The organism is Streptomyces sp. BRA346 (assembly GCF_052851135.1).
This window is the reverse complement of record NZ_JAIWIH010000012.1, coordinates 304,023-320,511: the sequence shown is the minus strand read 5'-3', so window position 1 is coordinate 320,511 and position 16,489 is coordinate 304,023. Positions and strand designations below refer to the sequence as shown.

The window sequence follows — 16,489 nt, the reverse complement described above, 5'->3', positions numbered from 1 at the left end:
GGGCGGGGACGGATCGCGCCGGGTACTCAGTTCCCGTAGGTAGGCGGACTCAGCTGGGGGCAGCGGAGGTCCGGGGTCGAGGAGTTCGGGGAGCACGTCACCACGGCCAGGGAGAGGAAGGACGTGCGGCCTACGTAGAAGCCCAGGGAGATGTCGCCGCCCTCGGACAGACGGTCCGTGGCCGTGGCCACCAGGCGGGACAGGCGGGCGGTGTCGGCTTCCTGGCGGGAGTGGAAGCCGGGGGCGTGTTCGGTGAGCTGTTGGCCCAGCCAGGTGGCGGCGTCCTTGGGTTCGTGGAAGGTGGCGCGGATGAGGGCGGGGGTTTTGAGGAGCCAGTACGCCGTTTCCATGGGCGGTAGCTCGGAGCGGCGGAAGGTGTCCAGTTGGGTGCGGTAGTGCTCCTCGTCCTCCGGCGTCACGGGGGGCAGGGGGCGGTCGGGGAGGCGGCGGAGGATCTCGTGGTCGAACAGGTCCTTCTCGCCCAGCCAGGAGTACGCGTGGAGGTGCACGCGTCAGCCGTTCCCCGTGAGGGGTTCGGGGAAGGCCCCTGATGGGGTGATGGGGCCTTCCCCCCAAGCCTTACGACACGGTGATCTCGGCTACCGAGTCGTAGAACGACAGGTGGTTCTTGATCTCCGGCACCGCGTCGATCGGCTGCGGGTACGCCCAGACCACGTCGGGGCGCAGTTCGGCTCCGCTGTCCGGGCCGATGTACGTCCAGTACGCCGCCTCGCCCTTGAAGGGGCAGGTGGTGCGGGTGTCGGTGGGCTCGAACAGGGTCAGGTCCACGTCCTCCGGCGGGAGGTAGTAGCGCACGGGCAGGCCCGTCTCGTGGAGCAGCAGCGGGCGGTCCGTCTCGGCGACGACCTGGCCGTCGATGGTGACCTTGACGTGCTGCGTGCCGCGGGTCACGTCCACGCGGTGGCCCGCTCCCGAGCCGGTGTGGGGATGGGGGGTGTGGGTGGACATCGTGTCGTCCTCCTCGGATGGGGTCCGTGCTCAGGTCAACGCTTGCCCTCGGCCGGGGATTCCGTGGTCTCCTCGCGGGGCCAGGGGCGGCCGTCGTGGGCTTCGACCTCGCGGTTGAAGCGGGTCAGGACCTCGCCGAAGCGGGAGAGATCTTCTGGCGTCCAGTCCTCCAGGAGCCGGGCCAGGCTGGTGCGGCGGCGGTCGCGTTCGGCGGTGAGGCGTTCGGTGCCCAGGGCGGTGACGCGGAGTTTGCGGGCGAGGCCGCCGTCGGGGTCGGGGATGCGCTCGACCAGGCCGCCGCGCAGCAGGGTGCCGGTCTGGCGGTTGACGGTGGAGACGTCCAGCTGGAACGCGTCGGCGAGCTGGCCGATCGACATCGCGCCCTCCGCGTCCAGGCGGGAGAGGACGAGGTAGGCGGAGCGGTCCAGGCGGTCGGCGCACGACTCGTCACCGGACGCCTTGCGGTCCCGGGGTGTCAGTACGTGGCACCTGGCGACCAGCATCAATTCGCGTTCCAGCAGTTCCAGCCGCTCCAGCACGCTTCCTCCTCGTCGCCCCCGCTCCATGCAAACAGAAGTGTGCACGATACACATCATGTGTAGGATGCACATCTCCCACTCATCCCTGTTGTACCGCTTGGAGGCCGCATCCGCATGCCCCAGTCAGCCCCACCCCGCGTCGAGGAGCCCTTGAGTGAGGCGCCGACCACCGGCCCGTCGCTCCCGCAGCGCGAGGTCGGTGGCGGTTTCGTGGCGGTGCTCGCGTTCTGCGGCATCGCCGTCTCGGTGATGCAGACGCTGGTCGTCCCGCTCGTGAGCGAGCTGCCGCAGCTGCTGCACACCACCAGCTCGAACGCGTCCTGGGTGGTCACCGCGACCCTGCTCGCGGGCGCCGTCTCGACTCCCGTCATGGGGCGGCTCGGGGACATGTTCGGCAAGCGCCGGATGCTGATGGTCGCGCTGACGCTGCTCGTCGTCGGCTCGCTGACCTGCGCCGTCACCTCCGAGCTGGTGGTGATGGTGGTCGGCCGGGCCATCCAGGGCGGGGCGATGGGCGCCATTCCGCTGGGCATCAGCATCATGCGGGACGAGCTGCCGCCGCAGAAGCTGGGCTCGGCGATGGCCCTGATGAGCTCGTCGCTCGGCATCGGCGGTGCGCTGGGGCTGCCCGCGGCCGCGTTCGTCGCGCAGCACACCAGCTGGCACGTGCTGTTCTACGGGGCCGCCGGGCTGGGCGCGATAGCGATCGCGCTGGTGCTGGCCGTCGTCCCGGAGTCCGCCGTACGCACCCCGAGCCGCTTCGACCTGCTCGGCATGATCGGGCTGACGGCCGGGCTCGTCTGTCTGCTGCTGCCCATCACCAAGGGCGGCGACTGGGGCTGGGCGAGCGGTACGACGCTCGGGCTGTTCGGCGCGGCCGCGGTGATCCTGGCCCTGTGGGGCCTGTTCGAGCTGCGCACCGCCGAGCCGCTGGTCGACCTGCGGACCACCGCACGGCGCCAGGTGCTGCTGACCAACCTCGCCTCGATCATGGTCGGCTTCTCGTTCTACGCGATGTCGCTGATCCTCCCGCAGCTGCTCCAGCTGCCGGAGGCCACCGGTTACGGGCTCGGCCAGTCGATGGTCATGGCGGGGCTGTACTTCGCCCCGATGGGCGTGGCGATGATGCTGGTCTCACCGCTGTCCGCGCGCATCAACGCGGCCCGCGGCCCCAAGGTCTCGCTGATCAGCGGCATCATCGTGATCGGTGCGACGTACGGCGCGGGCCTGGTGATGATCGACCACATCTGGCAGATCGTGGTGCTGTCCACCGCGCTCGGCATCGGCATCGGCATCGCGTACTCGGCCATGCCGACCCTGATCGTCAGCGCCGTACCGGCCCGGGAGACGGGCGCGGCGAACGGTCTGAACACCCTGATGCGGTCCATCGGCATGTCCACCTCCAGCGCGGTGGTGGGGGTGATCCTGGCCCGTCAGACGACGGACTTCGGCGGGGTCGCGCTGCCGAGCAAGGACGGCTTCCAGATGTCGTTCATGGTGGCGTGCGCGGCCTCGGTCGTCGGGCTGGTGATCGCCTTCTGTCTGCCGGGGCAGCGGCGCCCCTCGGAAAGGATCTCGTCCGCGCCGACTGCGAGCGCCCCGGCTCCGACCACACCGGAGGAGCCCGTCGCCGAGAAGGACGTCGCGGAGGACGTGGCCCCCGCCCTCACCGGCAGCGTCATCCACGGCCGGGTCCTCGGTTCCGACGGCGCCCCGCTGGCCGACGCCGCCGTCACCCTGATCGACACCGGTGGCCGCCAGCTCGGCCGTACGGTCAGCGGGCGCGACGGCGGCTACACCGTGGCCGCGCCCGGCGGCGCGAGCGTCGTCCTCATCGGCTCGGCCCCCGGCCACCGGCCGCAGGCCGCCACGCTGCTGGTGTCGGACGTCCCGGTCGCCTGCGATCTGCGGCTCGCCGGTGGCGGCGGGCTGACCGGGTCCGTACGGGCCGAGGGCGGCGGGCCGCTGGTTGGGGCCACCGCCACCGCGACCGGCGCGGACGGCGAGGTGGCGGGCTCGGCGACGGCGGACGAGAAGGGTGAGTTCGCGCTTCCGGAGCTGGCCTCCGGCGCGTACACGCTCACCCTCAGCGCCGACGGACACCGTCCGCACGCCACCCAGGTCGAGCTGACCGCCGGTGAGCCGGTGCGGGTCGACGTGGCGCTGCGGCCCGCGGCCCGGGTCCGGGGCACCGTACGCGACCAGGGCGGACAGCCGCTGGGGGACGCCCGCGTGGCGCTGCTGGACGCCTCCGGCGACGTCGTCGGGCAGTCCATCACGGGCGCGGACGGGACCTTCGGCTTCGAGGGGCTGACCGGTGAGCACTACACGGTGGTCGCCAGTGGTTACGCACCGGCCACCCGGCCCGTCACGGTCGGCGGCGATGCGTCGGAGGCCCGGGACGTGGACTTCCTGCTCAGCCACGGATGAGTGGATCAGCCGTCAGCCCGGTCCGTGGTGACGGGCCGGGCTGACGGCTGTCAGCGGTCGTGAGCATGCGTGAGTCCGAGTACGGGGCGCAGCGGGCGCAGCTCGGACCCGCCCCCGGCGGTGCTGCTCCCGGTCATTCCTCGGGCAGGCTCTCCCACGCCTCGCCCTTGCGGAACAGCTCGTATCCCTCCGCGTCCGCGATCGACTCCGCCTCCGCGCGGCTGCGCACCGAGATCTCGTAGGTGTGGCTGTCGACCGTCGCGTGGACGCCCTTGCCGTCGGTGATCGTTTCGATCGAGTGCGTCTCGTAGATGACGCGCCCCGGCTCGGTCTTGCTCCAGACCACGTGCATGCTCACTGCCATCGGACCACTCCCGAAGACGAGCCCCCTGAATTCAGGGTCTCACGGCACGCGGCTACCGCCTTCCGAAGATCGCCACATGCGCGAGCGCCAGGACCGCGAGCGCTCCCCCGAACCACATGACGCCGACCAGCGCGATCCCGTCCGCCGCCCGGCCGCCGAGCAGCGCGCCCAGCGATATGGCGATGTTGAAGACGCAGACGAACAGCGCCGAGGCCGCCTCCCGCGTGTCCGGCGCCGCGTGCAGCACCCAGGTCTGCGAGGTCACCGAGACCCCGCCGTACGCCAGTCCCCACAGCACCAGCAGCGTGACCGCCCCGCCGAGGGTGCCGCCCGCTACGGGTACGAGCAGGACCGCGGTGGCCAGGACGGTGAAGATGACCATGAGGGTGCGGCGCGGGTCGCGGTGGGCGGTGGCGCCCGCGAGGAAGTTCCCGGCGATGCCCGCCACGCCGTACGCCAGCAGCAGGGTGCTGATCAGCCCCGCCCGTACGCCGGAGACGTCCTCCAGCACCGGGCGTACGTAGGTGTACGCGCCGAAGTGGCCGGTGACCAGCAGCAGCGTGGTGATCAGCCCGACCCGCAGCCGGGCGTTGCGGAACAGCCCCGGCACCTCGCGCAGCCGGATCGTCTCGGTGGCGGGCAGCGGCGGCAGGGTGACGGCGAGGGCCACGGCGATCGCCAGCGCCAGCGCGCCCATCCCGGCGAACGCGGCGCGCCAGTGGACCAGGTCCCCGATGAGCGTCCCGACCGGTACGCCCAGGACGGAGGCGACGGCGATCCCACTGAAGACCAACGAGGTGGCGGGACCCGCCGACTTCTCCGGTACCAGCCGTACGGCAAGCCCCGCGGCCAGGGACCACACCCCGCCGATGCACACCCCGACCAGCACCCGGGACAGCAGCAACACGGCGAAATCAGGGGCGAGGGCGGAGGCCAGGTTGGCCGCCGCGAGGAGTCCCATCAGGCCGCACAGCACCAGTCGGCGGTCGAGGCGGGCGACGGTGACCGCCAGGAGGGGCGCGGCGACCGCGGCGACCAGCCCCGGCACGGTCATGGCCAGGCCCGCCGTACCGGGCGAGACCCGCAGCGCGGAGCCGATGGAGGTGAGCAGGCCGACCGGGAGCATCTCGGTGGTGACGACGGAGAAGGTGCCGAACGCCACGGCGACGACGGCGAGCCAGGCTCTGAGCGGCGAATGCGGCGAATGCGCGGGCGCGGCTGACCCGGATGCGCCTGCCGGAGCGGTGAGTTCCGTGGTAGGGGGCGTGGAATTCGACATGACTCAAATGAACCGCCGCCCCCGGCCGGGAACAACGCCGAAGTCTTCAGTCTTCTATGAGCGAGACTCATGGATCAGTGGAGTGGGTCAGTGGAGTGGATCAGTGGAGGGAGGCCGGTGTCCGGGCTGGAGATGCGCGAACTGGAGTGTTTTCTCGCGCTCAGCGAGGAGTTGCACTTCGGCCGCGCGGCGGAGCGGCTGTACGTGTCGCAGAGCAGGGTCAGCCAGTTGCTGCGCGCGCTGGAGGGGCGGATCGGCGCCCGGCTGCTGGACCGCACCAGCCGACGGGTGCGGCTGACCCCGCTCGGTGAGCGGTTCCTGGCCGACCTGCGGCCCGCGTACGACGCGCTGTCCGGGGCGGTCGAGGGGGCCCGGGGCGCGGCGCGCGGTCTCACGGGCGTGCTGCGCGTCGGCTTCCAAGGGGCCGCCGACGAGCGGGTGATGGCGGCGCTGGCGGCCGTCCGGGAGCGGCATCCCGGCTGCGAACCGGAGACCGTGGAGATCCCGATGGCCGATCCGTTCGGCGCGGTGCGGGACGGCGAGGTGGACGCGGCGATCGTCTGTCTGCCCGTCGAGGAACCGGACCTGGTCCTCGGCCCGGTCTTCTCCCGGCAGCCGCAGACGCTGGTGGTCCGCGCCGGGCACCGGCTGGCGAAGCGAGGGCCGGGGCCGGAGCGGGGCGCGGTGGACGCCGAGGAGCTGGCCGACTGCCCGCTCGTCGCCCCGTCCGACCCCGCCCCGCGCTACTGGCGGGAGTTCATGGCCCCGCCCGTCACCCCCGGCGGCCGCCCGATCCCCCGCGGCCCGCGGGTGCGCACCCTCCAGGAGGGGCTGACGGCGGTCGCGGCGGGCCGGGGCGGGATGCTGCTGTGCGCGCCGACCGCCGAGTACCACGGGCGCCGCGACATCACGCCGCTCCCGGTGGCGGGACTGCCCGACTCGATGCTGGGCCTGGTGTGGCGGCGGGGCGGTGAGACGGCGCGGATACGGGCGCTGCGGCGGGCCGTGGACGAGGAGTGCGGGGCCGGACTGTGAGGCGCCCCCATCAGGCCGTCCAGATCCGCTGGAGCGCCCGGTAGTCGACCACGGCGATGCCCTCCTCACGGAGGATGTCGCGGGCCTGCGGTGACGTCAGGAAGGCGTGGTCGGTGCTGCGGACCTGCCAGCCGCCGGGGTCGGACGCCCGGGCGTGCGCGTCGTCCAGCCCCGGGTGCACGGCCCATTCGCTGAGCCCGGGCGGCAGGTTATGCAGCAGCCGCGCGTAGTGGGCCGCCTTGCCGTCGAGGTCGAGGCTGAAGCTGTCCAGGAACGGGTGGTCGAGGGCGGGGAGCCCGCGCCGCCGCAGCGCGCGCCGCGCGGGTTCGCGCCAGATCCGTGCCGCCAGGCCGTACTCGGCGGCCAGTGTGAGCGTCAGATCGCGGATGTCCTCGCGGCCGCCGTCGGCGAGACAGTGCCAGTCCAGGTGGGCGGGGGCGAGCCCCGCGTCCCGTACGGCGTCGATCTGGGCGCGGAACTCGCGCTCGACCTCCGCCGGGCGGGCCCGGGCCAGCAGCTCCGGGATCCCGGCGTGGTCGTACAGCTCGCCCGCCCCGTTCAGCAGCGAGGGCACCCGCTCCTTCGGCGACAGCGGCCCCCAGGGGAGGCGGGGCAGGTCGCGGACGAGGGTGAGATGGACGCCGAACGGGAGGTGCGGCCGCTCGCGCAGCAGTCGCATCGCGTGCGGCGCCGCCGGGCACGGCACCATCAGGCTGCACGACGCCGCGATGCCGTGCTCGATGGACTCGATGACGGCGGTGTTGACGGCCGGGTACATCCCGAAGTCGTCGGCGTTGAGGAGCAGCGCGCGGGCGTCGGCGGGCAGGCCCAGCAGCTCGGTGGACGTGGCCATCAGAGGGTGTCCCTGCGCATGCACACCCGGGGCCATCGGTCCAGCCCGTGCCCGGCCTCACTGCGCCGAATCTGCCACAGCCCGGGGGTCAGTTCGTCCTCCGTCAGGGTCCGGAAGCCGCAACGGGCCGCGTAGTAGGGGGCGTTCCACGCCACGTCCACGAAGGTGGTCAGGGTGAGCGCGGGGACGCGGTCAGCGGCGGCCCGGGCCGCGACGTGCTCGATCAGCGCCCGGCCCACTCCGCGGCGGGCACTGTCCGGATGCACCGAGATCTGCTCGATGTGCGTGTTCCCGTCGACGGGGTCGGTGATCACGTAGGCCATGGCCCGGTCCCCGTCGTCCACCGCGACCCAGGCCCGCCCGGCGCGCTGGTAGCGCCCCAGCTCCGCCAGGGTCAGCGGCTCGTCGTCGGCGATCTCGTCCATCCCGATGTCCCGGAAGCACCGCCCGGCGGCGCGCTCTATCTCCTGGAGATGGGGAAGTTCCTCGATGGTGCTCGTTCGAATCCGCACCCCACCATCATCCTCCGGATTCCACGGACAAAGGGGTGCCCCCCACCGCCGTGGAGAGCACCCTTTGGCCGTTCTTTCACACGACCGCCCCCGGCCCGGGCCATCCCCACATGACCTCGGCAATTCCGGTGGCGGTGATCAAAAACTTAGCAAGCCATCGGTAACGGGTCGGTGGTGGAATGGTGATCATTGTGGTCCGACTCAACTTCTCCCCGTACGCCGGGCGTCAGACGTCCGTGAAGGGTCGGGGCGGTACCGGCTGTTCGGGTAGGGGCGGGGTTCCGTATAGGGGGGAGCCCGAGGTGGGCCATCACCCATGCCAGGGCTTCAATGGTTGACGCAGGAAACCACTGCGGATCCCCCCACGTGAAAGGCCCCGTTCCACCATGAGCGCGATCCCCCGCGATCCGGCCATGCCCATTCCTCCCGAGGACACCGACCGCACCCTGCACTTCGCGGGGCCCGCCACGTTCGGGCGGGTGCCACGGCTGGATCAGGTCGGCACGACGGATATCGCCGTGGTCGGGGTGCCGTTCGACGCCGGTGTGTCGTACCGGCCGGGCGCCCGGTTCGGCGGGAACGCGATCCGGGAGGCGTCGCGGCTGCTGCGCCCGTACAACCCGGCGCAGGACGCGTACCCGTTCCACTACGTCCAGGTCGCGGACGCCGGTGACATCACCGCCAATCCGCACCACCTCGGCGAGGCCGTCGACGCCATCGAGGCGGGCGCGGAGGAGCTGTTGTGTACCGGCGCCCAGCTGATGACGCTGGGCGGCGATCACACCATCGCGCTGCCGGTCCTGCGGGCGGTGGCCCGCAAGCACGGTCCGGTGGCGCTGCTGCACTTCGACGCGCACCTGGACACCTGGGACACGTACTTCGGCGCCGAATACACCCACGGAACGCCGTTCCGCCGGGCGGTCGAGGAGGGCATCCTCGACACCGCCGCCCTCTCGCACGTCGGCACCCGCGGACCGCTGTACCGCAAGGAGGACCTGGACGAGGACACCAGGCTGGGCTTCGGGATCGTCACCTCCGCCGATGTGATGCGGCGCGGGGTCGACGAGGTGGTGCAGCAGCTCAAGGAGCGGATCGGCAAGCGGCCGCTCTACATCTCGGTGGACATCGACGTCCTGGACCCCTCGCACGCCCCCGGCACCGGCACCCCCGAGGCGGGCGGCCTCACCTCCCGCGAGCTGCTGGAGATCGTGCGCGGGCTGGCCGACTGCCATCTGGTCTCCGCCGACCTGGTGGAGGTCGCCCCGGCGTACGACCACGCCGACATCACCTCCGTGGCCGCCTCGCACACCGCGTACGAGCTGGTCACCCTCATGTCCCGGCAGATCGCCTTCCTGCGGTGGGTGGAGGAGCAGAAGCAGGCGCAGCCGGGGAGGGCTTCCCCGCGGCCCTGGAACTGATCGGCGACCCCGCGGCCGAGGACGTGTCCTGGGACGAACTCGCCATACGGTCCTGCGGGGCCGACGACTCCGGCGACCTCTCCCCCGCCGAGGCGGAATCCCGCTGGCGCTGCCCCCGCTCCCTCGCCGGATTCGCGTCGGCGGCCGCGGAAGCCATCCGTCCGACCGCCTGACGCGCAGGCCGGCCCCTCAGTCCTCCGCCGCGCCCTGCGCGATGGCCTCCTCGACCTCGCCGGTCCGGGCGGCCTCCTCGGCGGCGAAGCGCTGGGCGTCCAGGTGCTGGGCGATCTCCTCGTCCTGGTTCATCAGCAGGTCCAGGTTGCTGTCGCCGAGTTCCAGGACGCCCATGTCGACGTACGCGCGCTGGAGGCGTTCGCCCCACAGGCCGATGTCCTTCACGCACGGCACGATGCGGCTGAACAGCAGCTTGCGGAACATGTGCAGATACGGGGAGCGCTCCGCGTACTCCTCGGCCTCGGCCTTCGGGATGCCCAGGTTCTCCAGGACCTCGACGCCGCGGATCCGGTCGCGCATGAGGTAGCAGCCCTCGATGACGAACTCCTCGCGCTCGCGCAGCTCCGCGTCGGTCAGGTCGCGGTAGTAGTCGCGCAGCGCCATCCGGCCGAACGCCACGTGGCGGGCCTCGTCCTGCATGACGTAGGCGAGGAGCTGCCGCGGCAGGGGCTTGTCGGTGGTGTCGCGGATGAGGCCGAACGCGGCGAGGGCCAGGCCCTCGATGAGGACCTGCATGCCCAGGTAGGCCATGTCCCAGCGGGAGTCGCGGAGGGTGTCGCCCAGCAGCGCCTGGAGGTTGTCGTTGATCGGGTAGACCATGCCGATCTTGTCGTGCAGGAAGCGGCCGTACAGCTCGGCGTGGCGGGCCTCGTCCATGGTCTGGGTGGCGGAGTAGAACTTGGCGTCCAGGTCGGGCGCCGACTCGACGATGCGGGCGGCGCACACCATCGCGCCCTGTTCGCCGTGCAGGAACTGGCTGAACTGCCAGGAGGCGGCGTGGCGGCGCAGTTCGGCCCGCTCCCGGTCCGACATCCGGTCCCAGTGGGGCGTGCCGTAGAGGGCGAGGGACTCGTCGGGGGTGCCGAGCGGGTCGTACGGGTCGACCTCCAGGTCCCAGTCGATCCGCTTCGTCGCGTCCCACTGCTTGTCCTTGCCCTTCTGGTACAGGGCGAGCAATCGGGCCCGGTGGTCGTCGTACTCCCAAGCGAACCGGGCGGCGCCGGCGGCGGGCACCTGCCACATCGGGTCGCCGGGGTCCATGGCGTAGAGGTCCTGTGTCGACACGGCGTCTCCTTCGCCTCGCTGCGCACCAAACATATCCGCGGGGATTGACGAGCTTGCTGACACAGAGTCTCATAAGGGATGTCCAGCCGCGACCATTCCTCCGAGGTGTCTCCAGCGATGACGACCGCGACCGAATCAGCCGCGCCCCGGGACGCGCTCGGGCTCCTCAGGGACCGCGAACGGGTCGCTGAGCGGCTGCTGCTGGCCTCCGCCCGGCACTCGTTCGACCCCGACACCGAGCTGGACTGGGACGCGCCGCACGAGCCGGACAAGTGGTTCTGGCCGCCGGAGCTGGTCTCCCTCTACGGCACCCCGATGTGGCGGCGGATGTCCGAGGAGCAGCGGATGCTGCTGTCGCGGCACGAGGCGGCGGCGCTGGCCTCGCTCGGCATCTGGTTCGAGATCATCCTGATCCAGCTGCTCACCCGGCACATCTACGACAAGTCCCCGACCAGCGCCCACGTCCGCTACGCGCTCACCGAAATCGCCGACGAGTGCCGCCACTCCAAGATGTTCGCCCGGCTCATCGAGAAGGGCGGCACCCCCGCGTATCCGGTGTCCCGGCTCCACCAGAACCTGGGCCGGTTCTTCAAGACGTTCTCCACCACTCCGGGTTCGTTCACCGCCACCCTGCTCGGCGAGGAGGTGCTGGACTGGATGCAGCGGCTGACGTTCCCCGATGAGCGGGTCCAGCCGCTGGTGCGCGGGGTGACCCGGATCCATGTGGTGGAGGAGGCGCGCCACGTGCGGTACGCCCGGGAGGAGTTGCGCCGCCAGATGGTGCGGGCGCCGCGCTGGGAGAAGGAGCTGACCCGCGTCGGCTCGGGCGAGTTCGCCCGGGTGTTCTCGCTCGCCTTCGTCAACCCCCAGGTGTACACGGACGTCGGCCTCGACCGGCGGGCGGCCGTCGCCCAGGTGCGGGCGAGCGGTCACCGCCGCGAGGTGATGCGCAGCGGCGCCCGGCGGCTGACCGAATTCCTCGACGACGTCGGGGTGCTGCGCGGCGCGGGCCGCAAGCTGTGGCAGAGCAGCGGCCTGCTCTAGCGGGTGTCTTGGACCCCGCGGTCAACGGGCCGCTCCTCGGCAGCTTCCCCAGGGCGGTTACGCTGCCAGGCATGACGACGAGCAGTGGCACCGCCCCGGCGGACGCGGACCGGGCGACCGCCGCGCCCCCGGCCACCGTGCGCCGCGGGGCGTACCGCAGGCTCAGCGTCGAGGCGCGGCGCGCCGAACTGATCGCCGCCGCGCTCGGCCTGTTCGCCCACCGCGCGCCCGAGGACGTGTCGCTGGACGACGTCGCCTCGGCCGCCGACGCCTCCCGGCCGCTCGTCTACCGCTACTTCCCCGGCGGCAAGCAGCAGTTGTACGAGGCGGCGCTGCGCAGCGCCGCCGACGAGCTGGAGGGGTGCTTCGAGGAGCCGCGGACCGGCCCGCTCAGCGGTCGGCTGGGCAACGTACTGGACCGCTATCTCACCTTCGTGGACGAGCACGACGCGGGGTTCAGCGCGCTGCTGCACGGCGGCAGCGTGGCCGAGACCTCGCGGACGAGCGCCATCGTGGACGAGGTGCGGCGGGCCGCGGCCGAGCAGATCCTGCTGCATCTGACGGCCGGGGAGCCCGCCGAGGAACCCGGTGCCCGGCTGCGGATGATGGTGCGCACCTGGATCACGGCGGTCGAGGCGGCCTCGCTGATCTGGCTGGACGAGAACAAGCAGCCGTCGGCCCGGGAGCTGCGGGACTGGCTGGTGGACCACTTCGTGGCGCTGCTGACCGCCACCGCGGCCACCGATCCGCAGGCGGCGCGGGTGATGCGGGCGGCGCTCGCCACGGAGCCCGCGCAGGGCCCGGTCGGCACGCTGGTGCGGCGCGTGGCGCCAGTGCTCGGCCAGGCGCGGCACCTGCTGTGAGGGCCATGAGGGCGGCGCGGCGGAAGGTGGCGCGGTGAGGAGCGAGGAGACGCCGTTCGTCGGCGGGCCGCTGGACGGCCGGGTGCTGTCGGTGCTCGTCGGCGCCACGGGGCAGCCGCCGAAGACGTACGAGGTGCCGGTCCCGGACGAGGCCGGTGGACCGCCGACCGTGTACGTCTACCGCCGCGTCCCGGCGGGCACGACGCGGCGGCTGGGGCTGATCCGGGGCTGGCGGTACGAGTACGACCCGGAGGGCAGGCCGGGCGGCGGGCCGAAGTGGCCGTGGTCCCGTTCTTCCTGAACGGTTCACCTCTCTTCGAAGGCTCGGTTCGCCTCCGGGGCGCCACCAGCCGTCCCCCAGCTACCGCTGGGAGGTGCCCCCGCACGGTCGACCGTGCTCGGTCGCTCGTACCTCGCTCCCTGCGCGCGCTTCCCTTTCGACACCGGCGCGCCCCTTCGGCTCACTCGCCACTGCACTCCGCCAGCCGTGACGAGCCCTCCGGACGGGTGACCGTGTTGGGCCGACTCGCCCATCATTCTCCCGAAAGTACGACTGTCACGCCGCGTTCCTGCTGAGGTGGTCGTCGGACCCCTTTCCCGCAGCCGGAGGTGTGAGCCCGTGTCAGGACGGATCGTAGGCTCGGTCTGCGCGGCGGCGATCACCGCGGCCGCGGCGCTCGTGCCGCCCGTACCGGCGGCCACGGCCGCCCCTGCCCAGCCCTCCGCCCGGCCCGCCGACCGGTCCGTCGCCGGGCTGCTCACCCAGCTCAAGACGCTGTACCGGAAGGCGGAGGAGGCGACCGAGGCGTACAACGCGACCGAGGAGAAGCTGCGCAGACAGCGGGCCAAGACCCGGGACCTGACCGAGGACCTCGCCCGCAGCCGCACCGACCTGGCAGCCAGCCGGGAGGACGCGGGGCGGCTGGCCCGCCAGCAGTACCAGGGCCACACCCAGCTCTCCACGTACACCTTCCTGCTGACGCTGCTCACCCCGCACCCGGAGAAGGCCGCCGACCAGGCGCGCGAGCTGGACCGGGCGGCGGTGCGGGAGGCCGCCGTCGTGGAGCGGCTGACCAAGGGCGAGCGGCACGCCGACGCGCTCGCCACCCGGGCCAGGGCCGCCCTGGACAAGCAGCTGTCGCTGAGCGCGAAGAAGAAGAAACAGCGCGACAAGGTCAAGAAGCGGCTCACGAAGATCGAGAAGATGCTCGCCTCGCTGACCACCCGCCAGATCACCCAGGTGGCGGAGAAGGAGCGCGAGGAGACCGACAAGGCGCAGCGCAAACTGATCGCCTCCGGGGTGTTGGGCAACGGCCGGGCCCAGAGCGCCGCCCCGCCGCCGCCCACCCCGGACCCCGGTGCCCAGGGCACGGGCACGGACCCGGGCGGCGGCCAGGACACCGGCGGCGGTCAGGGCTCGGGCGCCGCCCAGACCCCGAGCCGCCCGGCCAGGGGAACGGGCGGCGGCACGGGCGGCGGCACGGGCAACACCGCCACGGTGCCGAAGACCCCCGGGCGCCTCCCGATGGCCTCGGCGTCGGCCGGGCAGCGGGCGCTGCGGTGGGCGCTCAACCAGATCGGCAAGCCGTATGTGTGGGGCGCCGAGGGGCCGAACGCCTTCGACTGCTCGGGGCTGACCTCCCAGGCGTGGGCGCACGCCGGGCGGGTCATCCCGCGCACCAGCCAGGAGCAGTGGCGACGGCTGCCGAGGATCCCGCTCAGCCAGATCCGCCCGGGCGACCTGGTGATCTACAACAAGGGCGCGAGCCATGTGGCGATCTACGCGGGCGCCGGCCAGGTGGTGCAGGCGCCCCGGCCCGGCACCACCGTGCGGCTCTCCCCGCTCGCGTCCAACCCGGTGCAGGGCGTGGTCCGTCCGGGCGCGGGCGGGCGCTAGGAGATGTCCGCCAGGCGCTAGGCTCCGCCCACCGAGGCCAGATAAGCGGCCGCCTTCTCCGGCTCGTAGAAGAAGTGCTCGAAGTCGGACGGGTCGTCGAAGCCGTTGGCGATCCGGTCGGCCACCGGCGGCAGGCCGCCCGCCGCGCCCAGCAGTTCCACGATGTGCTCCGGCGGCGGGGCGAGCATCGCGTTCGTCCACTTGGTGACGTGCTGCGCGGTCGCCCAGTAGCGGTCGAAGGTGTCCCGCATCCACGCGGCGTCGAACGGCCGGTCGCCGTGGGCGACGATGCTGTCCAGGTAGGACGCGGCGCACTTGGCGGCCGAGTTGGAGCCCTGGCCGGTGATCGGGTCGTTGGCGACCACGACGTCGGCGACGCCGAGCACCAGGCCGCCGCCGGGCAGTTCGCCGATCGGGTGGCGTACGGTCGGGGCGTACCGCCCGGCGAGCGTGCCGCCCGCGTCGGTCAGCTCGACCTTGGTGGCCCGCGCGTACTCCCACGGGGTGAACCGCTCCATCAGCTCCAGCGTGGTGGCCAGGTGTTCGGACGGGTCGGTGACGCCCTGGAACGCGTCGACCGGACCGCCCGGGACGCCCTCCCAGAAGAGGATGTCGGCGCGCCCGCTGGTGGTGAGGGTCGGCATGACGAACAGCTCGCCGACGCCGGGGACCAGGTTGCAGCGCACCGCGTCGTAGTCCGGGTGCTCGGGGCGCGGGCCGAGACCGTGCACGTACGAGACGGCCAGCGCGCGCTGCGGGGTGTCGTACGGGGAGCGGGCGGCGTCGCGGCCGAAGAGCGAGACCAGTTCGCCCTTGCCCGCGGCCACCAGCACCAGATCGTGGCTCTGGGTGAAGAAGTCCAGGTCGGAGACGGACACACCGTGGATGACCAGTTGGCCGCCGCGCTGTTCGAACAGCTCCATCCAGCCCGCCATCTTGATCCGCTGGTCGACGGACTGGGCGTACCCGTCGAGCCGTCCGACCCAGTCGATGGCACGGGTGTGCGGCCCCTCGGGCGTCGGCGGCCCGGCGACGGACACACCGAGGCCCTCGATGCGCGGCGCCCGCTCCTCCCAGAAGTTGAGCTTCAGGTCGCGCTCGTGCTGGAGCGCGGTGTGGAACATGCACTGCGTGGACATGACGCGCCCGGAGCGGATCTCCTCAGCCGTGCGGTTGGCCATCAAGGTGACCTCGTAGCCCTCGGCCTGGAGTCCGAGGGCGAGTTGGAGACCGGACTGTCCGGCTCCGACGATGAGTATTTTCCGCATGGCTGTAGCTCTCTCTCAGGCTCAGGACAGGAAGAGGAACGGGGCATTCCATTCCGCGAGCGGAGCTGAGGTTAGTTCACCCGGGTGAGACGTCAACCGCGTGGCCCACCAGGGCGAGCAGCGCGTCCACCACCGTGACCCGCTGCCGCGCGTCCATGGTCACCACCGGTACCCCGGGCGATACGGAGAGCGCGTCCCGGACGTCCTCGGGACCGTAGAGCGGGGTCCCCTCGAAGTGGTTGACCGCCACCACGTACGGCAGGCCGAGAGTCTCGAAGTAGTCCAGCGCCGGGAAGCTGTCCTCCAGCCGCCGGGTGTCGGCCATCACGACCGCCCCGATCGCCCCGCGCATCAGGTCGTCCCACATGAACCAGAACCGCTGCTGGCCCGGGGTGCCGAAGAGGTAGAGCACCAGATCGGATTCGAGCGTGATCCGCCCGAAGTCCATCGCGACGGTCGTGGTCAGCTTCTCGGGCGTCGCGCCGAGGTCGTCCACGTCCTCGCTGGCCTGCGTCATCAGGGCCTCGGTCTGAAGCGGAGTGATCTCCGAGACCGAGCCCACGAACGTCGTCTTCCCGACGCCGAAACCCCCCGCTATCACTATCTTGGTGGCGATCGGTGCCCGCGAACGGTCTGTCTGCCAGCTCTGAAGTTTCTCTTCGGCGCCGGGCATACCGGCACCGGGTATCTCCGACACATGCGGCGGCGTCACCGTCATC

Annotated in this window: 18 protein-coding genes; 8 read left to right on the top strand and 10 right to left on the bottom strand. The window is 72.0% G+C overall.

Features of this window, described 5'->3' with window-relative positions:
* Nucleotides 1–26 precede the first annotated feature (26 nt).
* The 3 genes from LCH29_RS17825 to LCH29_RS17815 all read right to left on the bottom strand — a co-directional run bounded on the left by LCH29_RS17825 (nt 27) and on the right by LCH29_RS17815 (nt 1,472).
* On the bottom strand, nt 27–509 hold the full coding sequence (locus tag LCH29_RS17825; RefSeq protein WP_446462704.1) for a hypothetical protein: 483 nt from the start codon (nt 507–509) through the stop codon (nt 27–29).
* A 70-nt stretch (nt 510–579) separates the two neighbouring features.
* Entirely contained in the window at nt 580–969 is a 390-nt protein-coding gene (locus tag LCH29_RS17820) for a DUF427 domain-containing protein (protein WP_446462703.1), read from the bottom strand.
* 35 nt (nt 970–1,004) lie between these two features.
* A complete protein-coding gene (locus LCH29_RS17815; RefSeq protein ID WP_446462746.1) occupies nt 1,005–1,472 on the bottom strand; it encodes a MarR family winged helix-turn-helix transcriptional regulator in 468 nt (155 codons plus the stop codon).
* A gap of 150 nt (nt 1,473–1,622) precedes the next feature.
* Here LCH29_RS17815 and LCH29_RS17810 point away from each other — a divergent pair, with 150 nt between their 5' ends.
* A complete protein-coding gene (locus LCH29_RS17810; protein ID WP_446462702.1) occupies nt 1,623–3,938 on the top strand; it encodes an MFS transporter in 2,316 nt (771 codons plus the stop codon).
* 133 nt (nt 3,939–4,071) lie between these two features.
* Here LCH29_RS17810 and LCH29_RS17805 read toward each other — a convergent pair whose 3' ends face one another.
* Nucleotides 4,072–4,302 (bottom strand): hypothetical protein, encoded by a 231-nt coding sequence (locus tag LCH29_RS17805; protein WP_009715083.1) that lies wholly within the window; start codon nt 4,300–4,302, stop codon nt 4,072–4,074.
* Between the two features lie 52 nt (nt 4,303–4,354).
* Nucleotides 4,355–5,581 (bottom strand): MFS transporter, encoded by a 1,227-nt coding sequence (locus LCH29_RS17800; protein WP_446462701.1) that lies wholly within the window; start codon nt 5,579–5,581, stop codon nt 4,355–4,357.
* A 117-nt stretch (nt 5,582–5,698) separates the two neighbouring features.
* Here LCH29_RS17800 and LCH29_RS17795 point away from each other — a divergent pair, with 117 nt between their 5' ends.
* A complete protein-coding gene (locus LCH29_RS17795; protein WP_446462700.1) occupies nt 5,699–6,616 on the top strand; it encodes a LysR family transcriptional regulator in 918 nt (305 codons plus the stop codon).
* Nucleotides 6,617–6,626: 10 nt separating this feature from the next.
* Here the strand turns inward: LCH29_RS17795 and LCH29_RS17790 are convergent, their stop codons facing one another.
* Entirely contained in the window at nt 6,627–7,469 is an 843-nt protein-coding gene (locus tag LCH29_RS17790; RefSeq protein ID WP_446462699.1) for a polysaccharide deacetylase family protein, read from the bottom strand.
* Nucleotides 7,469–7,981 carry a GNAT family N-acetyltransferase gene (locus LCH29_RS17785; protein ID WP_446462698.1) on the bottom strand — a complete coding sequence of 171 codons (513 nt, stop codon included), beginning with the start codon at nt 7,979–7,981 and terminating at the stop codon, nt 7,469–7,471. Before LCH29_RS17785 ends, LCH29_RS17790 begins: the two co-directional genes overlap by 1 nt.
* A gap of 413 nt (nt 7,982–8,394) precedes the next feature.
* On the opposite strand from LCH29_RS17785, the gene speB reads away from it, so the two are divergent.
* Nucleotides 8,395–9,399 carry an agmatinase gene (gene speB / locus LCH29_RS17780; protein WP_446462745.1) on the top strand — a complete coding sequence of 335 codons (1,005 nt, stop codon included), beginning with the start codon at nt 8,395–8,397 and terminating at the stop codon, nt 9,397–9,399.
* The gene (locus tag LCH29_RS17775) at nt 9,339–9,572 is read left to right on the top strand and encodes a hypothetical protein (RefSeq protein ID WP_446462749.1); all 234 of its coding nucleotides are present in this window, start codon (nt 9,339–9,341) and stop codon (nt 9,570–9,572) included. Before speB ends, LCH29_RS17775 begins: the two co-directional genes overlap by 61 nt.
* Nucleotides 9,573–9,588: 16 nt before the next feature.
* On the opposite strand, the gene LCH29_RS17770 is transcribed toward LCH29_RS17775, so the two are convergent.
* A complete protein-coding gene (locus tag LCH29_RS17770) occupies nt 9,589–10,698 on the bottom strand; it encodes a ferritin-like domain-containing protein (protein ID WP_446462697.1) in 1,110 nt (369 codons plus the stop codon).
* Nucleotides 10,699–10,815: 117 nt separating this feature from the next.
* Here LCH29_RS17770 and LCH29_RS17765 point away from each other — a divergent pair, with 117 nt between their 5' ends.
* The 4 genes from LCH29_RS17765 to LCH29_RS17750 all read left to right on the top strand — a co-directional run bounded on the left by LCH29_RS17765 (nt 10,816) and on the right by LCH29_RS17750 (nt 14,502).
* Complete coding sequence (locus LCH29_RS17765; RefSeq protein WP_446462696.1) at nt 10,816–11,742, top strand: AurF N-oxygenase family protein; 927 nt, start codon at nt 10,816–10,818, stop codon at nt 11,740–11,742.
* A gap of 71 nt (nt 11,743–11,813) precedes the next feature.
* Nucleotides 11,814–12,605: a TetR/AcrR family transcriptional regulator gene (locus LCH29_RS17760; protein WP_446462695.1), complete on the top strand. Its 792-nt coding sequence runs from the start codon at nt 11,814–11,816 to the stop codon at nt 12,603–12,605.
* A 34-nt stretch (nt 12,606–12,639) separates the two neighbouring features.
* Nucleotides 12,640–12,906: a hypothetical protein gene (locus LCH29_RS17755; protein WP_446462694.1), complete on the top strand. Its 267-nt coding sequence runs from the start codon at nt 12,640–12,642 to the stop codon at nt 12,904–12,906.
* Nucleotides 12,907–13,224: 318 nt separating this feature from the next.
* The gene (locus tag LCH29_RS17750; protein ID WP_446462693.1) at nt 13,225–14,502 is read left to right on the top strand and encodes a C40 family peptidase; all 1,278 of its coding nucleotides are present in this window, start codon (nt 13,225–13,227) and stop codon (nt 14,500–14,502) included.
* Nucleotides 14,503–14,519: 17 nt separating this feature from the next.
* Here the strand turns inward: LCH29_RS17750 and LCH29_RS17745 are convergent, their stop codons facing one another.
* A complete protein-coding gene (locus tag LCH29_RS17745; RefSeq protein ID WP_446462692.1) occupies nt 14,520–15,770 on the bottom strand; it encodes a styrene monooxygenase/indole monooxygenase family protein in 1,251 nt (416 codons plus the stop codon).
* Between the two features lie 76 nt (nt 15,771–15,846).
* Entirely contained in the window at nt 15,847–16,488 is a 642-nt protein-coding gene (locus LCH29_RS17740; RefSeq protein ID WP_446462691.1) for a GTP-binding protein, read from the bottom strand.
* Nucleotide 16,489 lies beyond the last annotated feature (1 nt).